At 39.5% G+C, this 15321-nt stretch carries 12 protein-coding genes and 1 riboswitch; of the genes, 6 read left to right on the top strand and 6 right to left on the bottom strand.

All coding sequences use genetic code 11. From position 1 onward, the window contains the following. Positions 1–991: 991 nt before the first annotated feature. A complete protein-coding gene (locus tag N782_RS10845; protein ID WP_036819506.1) occupies positions 992–1630 on the bottom strand; it encodes a spore coat protein in 639 nt (212 codons plus the stop codon). A 183-nt stretch (positions 1631–1813) separates the two neighbouring features. Continuing rightward, a riboswitch (purine riboswitch) is annotated at positions 1814–1915 on the top strand. A 113-nt stretch (positions 1916–2028) separates the two neighbouring features. Between N782_RS10845 and N782_RS10850 the strand changes: the two genes are divergently transcribed. Further along, positions 2029–3342: an NCS2 family permease gene (locus N782_RS10850; protein WP_036819508.1), complete on the top strand. Its 1314-nt coding sequence runs from the start codon at positions 2029–2031 to the stop codon at positions 3340–3342. Between the two features lie 244 nt (positions 3343–3586). Here N782_RS10850 and N782_RS10855 read toward each other — a convergent pair whose 3' ends face one another. Together N782_RS10855 and N782_RS10860 are read right to left on the bottom strand one after the other, a co-directional pair. Continuing rightward, the gene (locus N782_RS10855) at positions 3587–5746 is read right to left on the bottom strand and encodes an ATP-dependent helicase (protein WP_036819510.1); all 2160 of its coding nucleotides are present in this window, start codon (positions 5744–5746) and stop codon (positions 3587–3589) included. A 76-nt stretch (positions 5747–5822) separates the two neighbouring features. Next, positions 5823–6539 carry a polysaccharide deacetylase family protein gene (locus N782_RS10860; protein ID WP_036819511.1) on the bottom strand — a complete coding sequence of 239 codons (717 nt, stop codon included), beginning with the start codon at positions 6537–6539 and terminating at the stop codon, positions 5823–5825. Positions 6540–6819: 280 nt separating this feature from the next. Here N782_RS10860 and N782_RS10865 point away from each other — a divergent pair, with 280 nt between their 5' ends. Beyond that, on the top strand, positions 6820–7131 hold the full coding sequence (locus N782_RS10865; RefSeq protein ID WP_036819512.1) for a hypothetical protein: 312 nt from the start codon (positions 6820–6822) through the stop codon (positions 7129–7131). 280 nt (positions 7132–7411) lie between these two features. Here the strand turns inward: N782_RS10865 and N782_RS10870 are convergent, their stop codons facing one another. Then, positions 7412–8650: an aminopeptidase gene (locus tag N782_RS10870; protein WP_036819513.1), complete on the bottom strand. Its 1239-nt coding sequence runs from the start codon at positions 8648–8650 to the stop codon at positions 7412–7414. A gap of 281 nt (positions 8651–8931) precedes the next feature. On the opposite strand from N782_RS10870, the gene N782_RS10875 reads away from it, so the two are divergent. After that, on the top strand, positions 8932–9543 hold the full coding sequence (locus tag N782_RS10875; protein WP_036819515.1) for a nitroreductase family protein: 612 nt from the start codon (positions 8932–8934) through the stop codon (positions 9541–9543). A gap of 224 nt (positions 9544–9767) precedes the next feature. Further along, complete coding sequence (locus N782_RS10880) at positions 9768–11393, top strand: BCCT family transporter (protein ID WP_036819517.1); 1626 nt, start codon at positions 9768–9770, stop codon at positions 11391–11393. Positions 11394–11692: 299 nt separating this feature from the next. Here the strand turns inward: N782_RS10880 and N782_RS10885 are convergent, their stop codons facing one another. Then, positions 11693–12760, bottom strand: a complete 1068-nt coding sequence (locus N782_RS10885; protein ID WP_036819518.1) for a hypothetical protein — start codon at positions 12758–12760, stop codon at positions 11693–11695. A 226-nt stretch (positions 12761–12986) separates the two neighbouring features. Here N782_RS10885 and N782_RS10890 point away from each other — a divergent pair, with 226 nt between their 5' ends. Beyond that, complete coding sequence (locus N782_RS10890; RefSeq protein ID WP_052111300.1) at positions 12987–13847, top strand: STAS domain-containing protein; 861 nt, start codon at positions 12987–12989, stop codon at positions 13845–13847. A gap of 118 nt (positions 13848–13965) precedes the next feature. Then, entirely contained in the window at positions 13966–14475 is a 510-nt protein-coding gene (locus tag N782_RS10895; RefSeq protein WP_237582647.1) for a cupin domain-containing protein, read from the top strand. A gap of 169 nt (positions 14476–14644) precedes the next feature. On the opposite strand, the gene N782_RS10900 is transcribed toward N782_RS10895, so the two are convergent. Then, positions 14645–15304, bottom strand: coding sequence for an alpha/beta family hydrolase (locus tag N782_RS10900; protein WP_036819520.1), 660 nt, complete (start codon positions 15302–15304; stop codon positions 14645–14647). Positions 15305–15321: the final 17 nt, after the last annotated feature.

A 15321-nucleotide genomic window follows, 5' to 3' on the forward strand; every position in this document is an offset into this window, starting at 1 on the left:
AGTAAATTACCAAAAAAATGAAAAGAATGTACTTTTATGTATTCACTTTGTTCGTGTTGAAGTGCAACTTATTCCTCAACATCACAATGTTAACCTCTATCTATTTTTTTAATTTCAATTATTATTATTTATTTGTTGATTATGGAATGAACTAATCAAAGTAGCCTTATTCAAGATAAGAAGCATAATATGGAAGATTTGGATTCGAGATATTTTATAGAATCAACGTTACTAGCTGGTCGAAAAAGAGGGATATTTCCGTTGCTTTTGTAAGAATAAAGGTGGCCGTGGAACAACTCGCGTCCTGCCGGCGAGCTGGCAAGCCTCCTCGAGCCCAAGAGCGGGGCTCTGCGGGGTCTCGCCTACCTCTTTCTCCGGCGGGAGTCTCCTTGTTCCACGGCCACCTTTGCTGTTTTGGGAGGGACGGAAACATGGCCAGAAAAGGTTGTTTTAGGTTGTCGCTCCTATTTTGGAAAAGTTGATCTGAATTTTGCGAAAGTCGCTCCAAAAATCAAAAAGTCGATCCTATTTTCAGAAACTCGCTCCTAATTTTCAAAAGTCGCTCCAGAGCCCATAATTATAGCAAAAGGTCGCTACTACGCATTGCAAACTCGATCAATTTTATGGCAATTGAGGCCGCAGGTCCGATTGCAACATATTGGCAGGGTTGGGTGGGAAACAAGGAGACTCCCGCGGGAGGAAGAGGTAGGCAAGATCCCCTGAGGGCGTTTTCCCCGAAGGTAGCTTGCCAGCTCGCCGCAGGACGCGAGTTGTTTCCCACCCAACCCCAACCCTCATAAAGTATCGGACCTCCCCCTTAATATATCTCGAATCCAAGTCTTCAAAATAATGGTGCTTATATGGAAGAACATAAAACTATTTCATTATTTCACCAACAACATTTCACCAACAACAAACGTTAACAAAGCCAAACACACAAAAAACCGTACGTGATTCTAATAACGAATCTCGTACGGTTACATGTGTAATATTAATGAGTCATCTTATTTTGTGGCATCTGCGCCTGACCTTGTGTTTTGGCAAAGCCATTCACCATAGCTGTCATATCTTGTTGAGCGAGTTGTGGAACTTGGTAGTATTGATGTTTATTTTGGTATAAGAAAATTTCATATGCCATTTCAATATAATTCGGGACGCTGTCAGCTAGCACACGACGTACAACTGGGTTTGTTGCTTCCACAGCAGTCATTGTTAAAAGAGATGCTGTTGATTTAATAAGGCCTAGCATATGACCTGAAATACCTTGGTCTTTTATATCTGCTAGAGAACGATTTGGTTTCTTAGGCTGTGATGGTTTTACACCAAACACTACTTCATTGCTTTGTTGCATATTATATTGCTGTGTTGGCACCTGAGGATCTGCTCCTGTTGAGAACGCATCTACAACGGTATTGTATTGCTGCTCGATGAATTTGTACTGGCGATCAAGTATTTGTGTTAATTCCTGATCTTGTACATACTGGCGAAACATCATGTATTGATCTAATACATTAATAACAGAAGCCAGCACTTCATGTAGGTCAAATACTTCATGCCCACCATGAATCATGTTTTGCGGCATTCCTTGTGGTGCTCCTCCAGCATTTGGTTGCTGTTGTTGGTTGTTCATTTCTTTTCCTCCTAATAAGCAAAGTCATCTTTATTATGATGAATTACATTAGGAATATGTACATAACTTCCATTACAGAAAATTCTGCTTTTATGAGATTCAAACGTATTGTGTTGACGTTATTCTTGTACACTGCTAAAGTTTCAAAAGTGGCGTCATTAAACGCCTAACGTTTTTAACAACACTACACTTCACTACATTCCTTGTATAAGTTTGAGAATAGGGCTCAAACGTATCTACTAAGCTACCGTAAATAGCTTGGCTACAAGGGATATTGTTTATTATTTACACCATGAAATAAACGATTCCCTTTGTAGACCTGTAGCTTCGGTGGCATGTGCTTCCGAAGCTTTTTTGTATGATGTGACATTTATTTTTTCGCAAAGGGAGGTTTTATCATGTTGAAACAAGTAGCTCGATATTTTCAATTTAACGAGAGACAAACTAATTTCAGACAAGAGACCATAGCAGGAATGACAACTTTCCTTGCTTTAGCATATATTTTAGTTGTGAACCCAGCAGTACTTGGCGAAGCTGGAATGGATAAGGGTGCTGTCTTCACAGCAACTGCACTAACCATTTTATTTGGTACATTAATGATTGGACTGTTTGCGAATTATCCAATCGGAATCGCTCCAAGTATGGGATTAAACGCATTTTTCACCTATGGAGTTGTTCAATCCCTAGGCGTGGAATGGCAAGTAGCACTGACCGGCGTATTCATCGCAGCTATTTTATTTATGATTTTAAGCTTATTGAAAATCCGTGAAAAAATCATTAATGCCATCCCTCAAGATCTAAAACATGCTGTTGCTGGAGGTATTGGCTTTTTCATCGCTTTTATTGGCTTGAAAAATGCAGGCTTGGTGACAAGTAGTCAATCTACATTTGTGCAATTAGGAGATCTCACAACTCCGACGACATTACTGGCGATTTTTGCATTTATTATTACGATTATTATGCTTGTAATGGGTTGGAGAGGAGCCATTTTTTATGGCATTATTCTCGCTACAATTAGCGGGGTATTGTTGGGAGTTATTGATAAGCCAAATCAAATTATCGGAAAAGTCCCTAGCCTTGAACCGACATTCTTAGTGGCGCTACAACCAGAAAACTTGACACAAGCACTATCACCTCAAGTGCTTCCTGTCATCTTTACGTTTTTATTTGTGGCTTTTTTCGATACAGCTGGCACTTTAATTGCCATTGCATCTCAAGCCGGTCTTATACGAAACAATGAAGTCCCAAATGCCGGACGAGCTCTGTTATCAGATAGTACAGCTTCTACGGTAGGTGCATTACTTGGTACTTCTACAACAGCATCGATGATTGAATCCTCTGCTGGTATTGGTGCCGGCGGAAGAACAGGCTTTACCTCTGTTGTGATGAGCGCATTTTTTGCAGCAGCTCTTTTCTTTGAACCTATTCTATCCATCGTCCCAACCAGTGTAACAGCACCAGCTTTAATTATTGTTGGAGCAATGATGGCTACCGAAGTTAAACAAATAAACTGGGACAGCCTCGATGTTGCCATCCCAGCATTTATTACGATCATTATGATGCCTCTCACCTTTAGTGTAGCTACAGGCATCGCATTAGGATTCATCTTATATCCGATCACATTCCTATCCGCCAAGCGTGGAAAAGATATTCATCCAATGATGTATGTGCTGTTTGTGTTATTTATCATTTACTTTTGGATAAGTCCTTAAGCTAAAGCGCAAGCGCCTTGGTCACCCCCGACAGGCTTAAGGCAAGCCTCGAGGTGGCGTTTTTTGCCACAGCGAGGCTTGCCTTAAGAACCCGAGGGGTAGGCGCTGGAGCTGGACGTGGCCACTTCACTTTTTCAGTTCAAGAGTATGGTTTGGATCCTCACCCTTACGGCCAAGCAACACCCTGATTTTCCTCATCCAGAGGTTTAATCAGGGTGTTTTTTTCGTTAGTAAGTATGCATACTTACTCCTTGGACAGCCCTTTAAATCCCCAACTTATTGGTCTGGTAACTTCCATTGCTTCAAAATAAACCATGTACACTTGTTTCTTTTCATCAATACTCTCTATAACACCTGTTCCGAATACAGGATGTCGTACTTTTGAGCCTTCATCGTAAGCTGCTTCTTTTTCTGGTTGAGTTTGCAGTTTTCTAGCGACACGAATAACTTCTTTTGCTTCTTCTTCCAAATTTCGATCCATTACCCCAATACGTCGGAAGAGCGCTTCATCTAATTCAAAAATAAACCGAGATGGATACTTTTTCTGTCCTCTTCCGGTAAACCCTTCTGATTCGGTTAGATATAATTCTTTCTCTGCTCTAGTAATGGCTACATAGGCTAAGCGTCGCTCTTCCTCTAGCGCATATTCCTTCCGATCTCTTAGGGAACGCTCATTTGGCAGGATATTTTCTGACATTCCAATCAAAAATACATATGGATATTCCAGTCCTTTAGCCGTGTGAATTGTCATGAGCTTCACAGAATCCTTATCATCTTCCCGGTCATTTTCTGTATATAGCGTAAGCATCTGAAGGTAGTACTCTAATGATAAATCTTCTCCATAAGATGCTTCATACTGAACTAATGAACGTTGGAGCTCCATAACATTATCTAAACGATCCTGGTCTCCATCCTCTCGAATTAATGCTTCATATCCTGTTGCTTGTAATACGTCCTGTAGTAAATCTGAAACGGCCACTTCGTCCTTCTTTACCTTTAATGATTCAATGGCTTGAACAAATTCTTGGGCCTTGGTTCGTTGGAATTGCTCATGTTGGGCGTGTTTTTTTAATGTTTCATATAAGGTTAGGCCCTCTTGCTCGGCCCATTCTCTTAATAATTGGATTCGTTTTTTACCAATCTGTCGTTTAGGTGTATTCACAATTCTTAAGAAGGATAAATCATCACCGAATGCTAGCAAGCGCAAATGGGCTAACGCATCTTTTATTTCCTTACGTTCAAAGAACTTAAAGCCACCGAACATGGCATATTCAATATTTTCATGTATTAGTTCTTGTTCAATAAACCTAGATAAGTAATTTGCCCGATACAAGATGGCTATTTGACTTAACCTGGCACCTTTTTCTTTCACCAAGTGCTTAATCTGGGTTAGTATCCATTTCGCTTCCTCTTGTTCGCTCTTTCCATGATAATGAATCACCTTTAATCCTGAAGGAGACTCCGTGAACATAGCTTTATCCACTCGTAGTTTATTGTTCCGTATTAAAGAATTACCAATATCAAGAATTTCCGGAGTGGAGCGATAATTTTGATTGAGGAATATCGTTTGGCAGTCTGGGTACCATTTTTCAAAATGAACGATGAATTTCGGATCAGCCCCACGCCATTCATAGATTGTTTGGTCTGGATCACCAACTACAAAAAGATTCTTATGCTTTTGACTCAATAACCGGATTAATTCAAATTGTTTGGAGCTACTATCTTGAAATTCATCAACTTGAATATAATGTAAGTGATCCTGCCATTTTTCTAACACGGTTTTATATTCTTTAAAAAGGACAAACGTAAAGTTCATTAGGTCATCAAAATCCAGCCCATAAATCCGCTTCTGTTTTTTTAAATACATCAATAGAATCTTCCGGTCCTGATCCTCCGTTTTCTCTGGTTCGATAGGATCTGTTCGATTCATCAATTGATACACATATCCTGTATCCATTTTCATCTCGGCTATCTTTTTTAGAATCCGATTAAACTTACTATCATTGATCTTCAGTTGTAGTTCCTCGTATATCTCTCTAAGAATCGTCTTCTGATCCTCTGTATCTAAAATCAGGAAGTTCTTCGGATAAAAAAGGTGATGGATGTCTTCTCGTAAAACGCGTACACAAAAACCATGATAAGTAGAAATATATCCTGTATCACGTTCTCCTCCGATTAACTTTTTCACCCTGCGTTTCATTTCTTGTGCAGCTTTGTTCGTAAACGTTACACACAACAAGTTAGAAGGTTCGATTCCAAGGGCATTAACAAGATAGGCATACCGATTCGTTAACGCTCTCGTTTTCCCTGAGCCTGCTCCTGCAATGACGCGAATGGGTCCCTCGGTGGTCGTAACCGCTAATTGTTGCATTTCATTTAATCCACTTAGCATACTTGATTCCATACCTATCCCTCACAGAACATTTGTTTGGATTTAGTATACTATATTTTCTTCTATTATTGAAGGGAGATGTATGTTATTACTTTTGGTACGTCATTAGTTCAGAAACCGACGTAAACGTGTACCCTTTCGCTGATAGCTTTTCGATTATACCTTCAATTGTTTCAATAGCATATTGTTCATTACTCTCATACATCACTTCTAAGGAAATAATTGATCCTGGCTCGACACTATCACTTACATCTTGAATGATACTTTCTGGCTCTGAATCAATATCAGCGTAGATCTTAGGTTCAATGGACCACATAACCGTGTCACGTTCATGTTGCTGGAGATAAAATGGCAGAACAAATAGTTTCTTGCCATATGGGGGGCGAAATGGAATGGTTCCTTGATAGCCAGCATCACGGATCAGTTGATCGGTCGTTTCAATTTCTTGCCTGATCCATGAAGGGCTTTTGAAAATCATCTTCTCGTACGAATAACTTTGATTTCCGATTTGGTGATTGGTTTGAACAATCTTCTTTAATTGCTCTGGATGCTTCATAATTGTACTTCCGTTTAAGAAGAAGGTAGCTTGTACATCATACTTCTCGAGAGATTTTAAAATATCTTCTGTCATTTCAGTAGGACCGCCATCAAACGTGAGAGCGACAACTTTTTCATCTGTATCCACATCTGTTACGAGCTTTCCTGCGACTTGAAAGGTTTGAGCATTCATTAAATGATATAGGCTAAAGACAAGTAAAAATACACCGATGAACGTCATAAGTAAGCTATTAATCAGTTTTTGCATGATGATCGCCTCTTTTAATGGATGGTAGAAGATTATTTACTATTTCTATAGCCTCCCCATCCTTCTATCAAACGCTTACAGCCAGGTTTTAATGGAACTGTAATATAAAAGAACCAGCCACAAATCCCCATGCCTATCCTTCACACCGACTTTTTCTAACCTGTTGAATCTTCCTCCTTCTTTACACCTTATTAATATTTTGATTGTATCGATTGTTAGTCATTGAATTATGGTGGCCATGGAACAACTCGCTCCCTAAATTCGGGGCGGGGCATCGGATATGCGTGGGTTCCCTATCGTTATGCGTGGCTTTCCTCCTGATATGCGTGACTTCCCTCTCGATATGCGTGACTTCCCTCTCGATATGCGTGGCTTTCCCCTCGATATGCGTGGCTTTCCTCTTGATATGCGTGACTTCCCTCTCGATATGCGTGACTTTCCTCTCAATATGCGTGACTTCCCTCTCGATATGCGTGACTTCCCTCTCGAAATGCGTGGCTTTCCTCCCGATATGCGTGGCTTTCCTCTCGATATGCGTGGCTTTCCTACCGTTATGCTTGGGTCTCCTCGTTCAAGGTGTGATTCTTTATAAAAAGGTTTCACACAATCCAACTATCCGTCGAACAAAAGCGCAAGCGCCCTGCTAGCGACGTACAAACTGGACGGCTCCGTATGAGATAAAGGAAACACGAAGAGCGGTAGCGATTCGATGTTGACTTATCGTAAGGAGGAGCAGGAAGTTTGCTAGTCGCTGGGCGCTGGAGCTGGACGTGGCCACATCACTTTTTTAGTTATACACATGCATTGAATTTTATAATTTCCTAAGCAACAAAAAAAATAACCCCCACCTAAGATGGGAGTTACTTCTCTATCTATTCAAAATCAAAAGCCCAATTACCGTTACGGAAAACGGGTTCTGTACTTCCGTCTGCAGTGATGCCATCAATGTCTAACTCACCGGATCCGACCATGAAATCAACGTGGACGATACTGTTATTGACGCCATTTTCATCTAGTTTTTCATCATTCATGTCTGCTCCGCCTTTTATGCTACTTGGATATGCTTTTCCTAGTGCTAAGTGACAGGATGCATTTTCATCATATAACGTGTTATAAAAGATGATGCCACTCTGAGAAATGGGAGACTGATGCGGGACTAGGGCTAGTTCACCTAAACGACGGGCACCCTCATCCATATCTAATAAATTCTTTAGTGTTTCATATCCTTGTTCAGCACTGAAGTCTACAACTTTTCCTTCTTCAAACGTTAACGTGAAGTTGTCTATTAGATTTCCACCGTAGCTAAGTGGCTTCGTGCTGGCAACTGTACCATTCACTCCATACTTATGTGGTAATGTGAACACTTCTTCTGTAGGCATATTGGCATTAAACGTGACGCCTTGTTCTGATGTAGAAGCTCCGCCTTTCCATATATGGCCTTCAGGTAGCGCAACCTCTAAGTCTGTACCTGGTGCTTTATAAATCAATTTCTTAAACTGCTTCTTATTCAGGAAATCTCGTGCCTTCCCTAAAATCTCATTATGCTCATTCCAAGCTTGGATTGGGTCGTCTTGATCTACTCGAGTAATGGTGAAAATTTGTTCCCAAAGCTTATCGACAGCTTCTTGTTCTGACACATCAGGGAACACCTTTTGAGCCCATTCTGTATTTGGTATCGCTACAATCGACCATGTAATTTTATCGTTCATGGTGTATTGACGGAAGTTTTTCATTGCTTCTCCAGATGCTTTGTTAGCTGCAGCAATTCTGCTGGAATCCACTCCATTCAATAAATCTGGATTCGTTGATCGAATGGATAGAACAGCGGCACCTTCTTCTGCAAAGGCATCAAACATATCTACTTTCCATTCAGGTACAGACTCAATTACCTCTTGCGCAGCGTTGTCGAACCATAAGCGTTGAAGGGTATCATCAGACCAGTTAATATGTACATTCTTCGCACCCATTTCGTATGCTTTACGAGCTACGATTCGAGCTAAATCAGCACCATCTACAGGAGCATTCATCATTAATGTTTGGTTCTCTTGTAAGTTCACCCCTTTTTTTAGGGCTAAATCTGCGTACTTTTCTAACAGATGTTGGCTAGGCATGTGTTACTTCCTCCTTTAAATTTCGTGTCACTAAATATCTTAACAAAACGTTTTCAAAATTGTAATAAATACATTTCTTTTAGTTTTTCCTATCGCGATCATTTTATTGCAATTTACTTTTACTAAACCTACGTTTTTCCATGGGAATAATTACAACAAGCACTCCTATTGAAAAAGAAATTGAGCATTCGTTATACTACTTATCGTGCTCTCATAACTATTTTTACGATAAAACAGATATAAATCTCAAATTCGAGACAACTATAGAAGGAGGTTCTCTCATGGATACCAAAATGATTGAAACGATGCATAAACGAAACGGGACGAAGGAATTTGATAAGAATTCTAATATTACAACGGAAGAGCTAAATGCGATTCTTGAGGATGCTGTTACTGCTCCTTCCTCCTTTAATCTACAGCACTGGCACTTCCTAGTTTTTCATAACGATGATGCTAAGGAAAAGCTACTTCCTGTGGCATTTGGACAAGAAAAAGTAACCGATTCAGCGGCTACGATAGCTGTACTTGCAGATAAGGAAGCGTATCACAACATCGATGCTGCATTCGATCCGCTTGTTGAACAAGAAGTAATTACAAGCGAGATGAAAACCGGCATTTCTAGCACGATAAACAAAGTATATGAGAATCATCAAGCAGCACACGATACAGCTCTTGTGAACGCAGGGCTTGTAAGTATGCAAATCATGCTAGCTGCAGAAGCACGTGGATATGATACGCTCGCAATGGGTGGTTTTTCAGGAAGCCAACTAAAAGAAACGTTCCATGTTTCTGATCGATATGAACCAGTTATGCTCATTTCCATTGGTGAAGAAGCCTGGACACCAGCCAAAACACCACGAATGGGTCTCGATCAAGTTTCTACTTGGATTTAATAGACTTCTAGATATTCCAATTTTTATTTCGTTAGCACCTGCTAATTTATAGCAGGTGTTTTTTTTCGTCAAACCACCTTATATTACAAGTTTCACCAAACTTTGCATACAGTTCAATCATGTCATTCTTTTCTATTAAATCAAAAAGATTGTACAATTCATTCTGTACAAAGTGAGAATAATAGTGTATGATAACTACTGTACATAAAAGAAAGGACGATTTGATGAAAACCAAAATTATTGATTGGCCCACGTTTATAGGGGCATTCTTCTTACTGTTAGCTGTAACAGTCCCACTTATCCTTTTCCCTGAACAAGGACAAGAAGTCGTTTTGGCTGCGAAAGATTACATGACAAAGAACTTTGGTGTACTCTTTATGCTAATGGGAATTGGAGTCTTCTTATTCCTCATATATGTCGCGTTTAGTAAAAATGGTCACGTAAAATTAGGTGACAAGGATGAAAAACAAGAATTTGGCACATTCTCCTGGGCAGCGATGCTTTTCTGTGCAGGTATTGGATCTAGTATTCTTTACTGGGGTACAATCGAATGGGCCTACTACTATCAATCTCCTCCATTCGGTATGGAAGGTGGCACAAAAGAAGCGATTCAATGGGCAAGTGCCTATGGCATTTTCCACTGGGGACCAATCGCTTGGGCTATTTACACCTTACCAGCACTACCAATAGCTTATTTCTACTATGTTCGTAAAAAACCTGTACTTAAAATCAGTGAAGCTTGCCGCCCTCTAATTGGCAAACGCGCTGACGGTCCTATTGGAACGATTATTGACGTATTATTTATGTTCGGATTAATGGGAGGAGCTGGAACTACTCTAGCCCTTGGTACTCCTATGATTGCACAAGGTATTTCAAGTCTTACTGGCGTCGAAGTAACGATAGGCTTAAAAACAGTTATTTTAGTTGTCTGTACGGTTATTTTTGCCGTTAGTGCATACACTGGATTGAAAAAAGGAATCAAGGTACTGAGTGATATAAACTTATGGTTAGCCTTTTTCCTTCTTGGGTTCATCTTTATTTTCGGACCTACTCGTTTCATTGCAGAAACAACAACGAATAGTTTAGGTCTACTATTAGATAACTTCTTCCACATGAGTACGTGGACAGAACCATTTGGTAATTTAGGTCAATTCGAAGAAACACTTTTCCCTGAATCATGGACGATTTTCTATTGGGCATGGTGGCTTGTTTATGCACCATTCGTTGGTCTATTTATCGCTCGTATTTCTCGCGGTCGTACGATTCGTCAAATGATTCTAGGAACGATTATCTACGGAACACTAGGAAGTATCCTATTCTTCGGTATCGTAGGTAACTTCGGAATGTATATGCAGATGACTGGGGAATTTGATGTTATCGGTGTACTAAATAATCAAGGAGCACCCGCCGCCATTATTAGTGTAATGGATCAACTTCCATTAGCACCACTAATGATTGGGATTTTCACCGTGCTCGCGATTATATTCTTAGCGACAACATTTGATTCAAGTTCATATATCCTTGCTTCGGTTGTACAGAAGCAAGTTGAAGAAGAACCACTTCGTTGGAACCGTTTATTCTGGGCATTTGCACTATGCTTATTACCATTAACACTCATGTATCTTGGTGGACTAGGTACACTGCAAACAGCCAGTATCGTAGGTGGTTTCCCGCTTATTATCATTATGATTATGCTCGCATGGTCCTTTATGAAAGCATCCAATGCTGACATTAAAGCATCAGAAGGATACGAGCCGAAGACCATTAACTTAGACTCTGAAAAAATACACAAACGTCTAAAACGTAAAAAGAAAGACGACGAAAACGATAAAGACTCAAGAGTAGGTTAAATAATAGAACAAAAGCGCAAGCGCCCGGTTAGCGACGTATATGCTGGACTGAGCCGTAGGAGATAAAGGCAACACGAAGAACGTAGTGATTCGATGTTAACTTATCGTACGGAGGCGAGGGAAGCATACTAGTCGCTGGGCGCTGGAGCTGGACGTGGCCACTTCACTTTTTTAGTTATACACAAGCGTTGAATTTTATATTATTTCCTATATGACAAAAGAGGCACGCTCCTTCATTGGAGTGTGCCTTTTTTAGTTATATCTTCAAAGTTAGTATATTTTCTAGCGCTTCCGCATTGTTAGTCAAGCTGTGTCGTATTGATTTCTTCAATCACCCAAACCGTATTTCGTGTGGATAATACGAACTCAACCTGAATATGCCCTCTTAATTGGTTATCGATTTCTTGTGTAATTTTGTACATTCCGTTAGCTGTTTCTGAAAATTGATATGGGTTGTTCTCATTTAAATATAGGGGGCCGCCTTTAGCTTCCACATATACATTTCCATTTTCAACTCTGAAATAGGTGTCAACTAATGAAGCTGCGATATCCGGTGCTACAAAGTGTTCAAAGTGAGTCTGTAGACCTTCTTTGGTGGTGTACTCTTGTTGGATTCCTTCATCATTTGTATAGTTTACTACCTTCTTGAAGGCTGTTTCGTACTCTTCCAGAACTCTTGTAGCTTGAGCTTTGTTTAACGTCTTACTTTCTATATTGCTCTCATTATTATCAGGGGAAGTATTTTCATTTTCTCCACTGATTTCTTCCTGCTCTACTTGCTCAACAATCCATATTCCATCTTGTTTAACTAGTGTAAATATATTTCGTACATTCGTTGGACCCATCTGTTGGTTATATCTTTCTTGAATTACTTGATATTGTTGATTACTTACTTTTTCAAAAGAGAAAGCTTCATCCTCAAGTAAAAATGTAGGTCCTCCCATTGCTTTAACATATAACCCATCATCTTCTACTCTAAAATAGGTATTCACAAATGAATTTGCACGATCTGTGGACATAAAGTGCTCAAAATGTTCTTGTAATTCTTGTTTGGTACTATATTCATTTAGTTTTTGCTGATCGTTCGTATTATTTATTACCATTTTAAACGCTTTCTCATAATCTTCTAATATAACTTGTGCTCTTCCTTTGTCTAATGTCGCAGCATCTGCTTCTGCATTACTTTCAGAATCATTAGCAGAGCTTCCTGTATTTGATTCCTCTTTGGTGTCTTCATTCATTTTATCTTCATTTTGAGTTTGTGAATTAACAGAATCAGTTGTTCCTTCGGTATCTTGGGAGGAGTCAACTCCACAACCTGTGAAAAATAAGATTGCTGAAAAAGAAATGGCCAGCAAATTATTCATATTATACACTCCTTCTTCTCTCATTTTTATATGATTCAACCCAATCAGATCTGATATATTAAAATGATCATTTTAACCCCTTTGACGTAAAGAGGTATGGTTCCGTTTCATTATTTCCACACCTTTTACTTAAAATTCTAGTAGTATATCTTTATTGTTATTGCTTCCCAATACGCCCTTGGTCATTTATTATAGGAAATAAGAGAAATTGAAGGTGGTGCAGAGAATGTCTAAGGCACAGGAATTATATGAATATTTACAAAACAACGCTAACGAAATCACACAAGAATGGTTAGATGGAAGACATAAAGGAACGAAATCGATCTACTCTGCTGATGCAGGTGAAGAGACAGAAAAACAACTACGCGAACATAATCAAAAACTATTGGATGCCATGAGTAAAGTTTTTATTTCTGAAAAATCCTACCCAGAGCAAGAACTGAAAGAATGGGCAGAGGAAGTATCAGAACGAAGGGTATCAGAGCAAGTCCCTATTCATGAAACATTAGGAGAATTCCGCCGTTTCAGAGGGATATTATGGGATAAGATTAAACAATTTATTTCCAATGACAATGTAGACTTAGATACGAGTTTACGCTGGGGTGAATTACTCAATGACGCTCACGATTATGTTGTGCTTCAATTCGTTGAACATTATGACAGAACGAACACAACACAAATGCATGCCCAGCAGCAACTAATTAATGAGCTAAGTGCTCCTGTAATACCAATTACAGATAAAGAAGCGATTTTACCGTTAATTGGGGATTTGGATTCGACTAGAACCTCTCACATTCAAAAGAGTACATTAGAACAATGTAGTAGACATCCATATGAGACCCTTTACTTGGACATGTCTGGCGTACAGACAATCGACACAATCGTTGCCCATCACGTCTTTCAACTGATTCAATCCCTAGACTTATTAGGTGTTAAATCTGTCATCTGTGGCATGAATCCAAAGGTTGCTCAGGTTGCAATTCAATTAGGAATTGACTTTTCAAATATTACCATTAAAAGCACGCTATCTCATGCTCTTGATGCGATTAATTTTCATGAAGGTGAGAACACGAACCTTACTAGTTAAAGCCCAACATTATTTAAAAGCCCTTGGATTAAAGAAAAATCCAAGGGCTTTTTCTTTCTGTTTAACACAGCTGCTGTTAGGGAAATTATGGAAAGAGCAACAAAGAAGGAGGAAAACAATGGGAGATTATATGCCAGCAAACTATGTAACCTATTATTTCCATGATGATGGAACCATTCCAAACAATGCTCAGTTACCACTTGTGTTGTACCCAAGTGTTTTGAATAATGAACAAGATTCTATGGATAATCGTTTTTTAAAAGAAGGTTGGGGAGATACATGGATAGGTGGTGTTTTTGATTACCATCATTTCCATAGTACCGCTCATGAAGTGTTAGGTGTACTAAGTGGTGCTGCGACCATTCAATTCGGTGGAAAAAAAGGAGAATCGCTACATGTTAATACAGGTGATGTGGTCATCATTCCTGCAGGCGTAGGTCACAAGTGTTTAGATGCTACTAAGGATTTCAGGGTTGTTGGAGCTTATCCAGAAGGGCAGAAAAATGACCTCCGTGTAGGTAAAGCTTCAGAACGTTCTAAAGTATTAAATAATATAGGACATGTGTCCCTACCGAAAACCGATCCCGTATTCGGTAAACAAGGAGCATTACTTACGCTTTGGCATTAAAAAGAGTTCAGGATACCTTCCTTTCGATTAAGCTAAATTTGATTATAGTGAATGTCACCCCAAACATACTTTTCCTAAAGGTTGCTTATCATGCCTAAATTAATATCGCTATAAAAAATCATCTAAATCAAAGAATCCTAGCATGGAAGTTCGCTAGGATTTCTTAATGCTACGTCTTCAAAAATTCTTCAATATGCTGGATTAATTGCTGAATTCCTTGAATGGAGCCCACGGTATCTCTGGGTACATTACCAGCATGATTCGCTCCAGCCATAAGGTAGGTGGTGATATGATCGCGAGCCTCTAGCTCTCTCCATGGATTTTCCAGGTAATGCGGATCTTCTTCCCCAATAAATACTAGACTTTTCTGAGGAATTTGCAACAACGTATCCCTTACCTTGTCTTCATTCAATAATGGGGTGAGCCAAATCGCCTTTGCTTCCGCGAATTCTTGTCTTAAAGTAAGCTCTTGTACCATCGCTCTTGTGCCTAAAGACTTCCCAACTAATACATAATCATTATAAGAAGAATCCTGGAGAGCATCTTTAATACAACTGTCTACATCTGCATAAAGCCACTCGTCTCGTTCTTCTTGATTTAATTCTTTAAAGGAATCTTTTTGATCATAATGATAGTTTACTTGTAAGACATCATATCCATAATCCACTAACACGGACGTTACATAATACAGTAAAGGCATTTCACTCGAATAACCTAAACCAGGAAGCATAATGGCTAATCGATCAGCACCCTCATCATGTTGAATGATGCGTGAGGATACAGGCTGTTCCTGGTACCCTCCTACTTCTTTCTCGCTGATAGAGTACATACTTCCCCTCCTTCTAC

Origin of the sequence: Pontibacillus yanchengensis Y32, from assembly GCF_000770635.1 — a bacterium.
In the GTDB taxonomy this organism is placed as follows: domain Bacteria; phylum Bacillota; class Bacilli; order Bacillales; family BH030062; genus Pontibacillus; species Pontibacillus yanchengensis.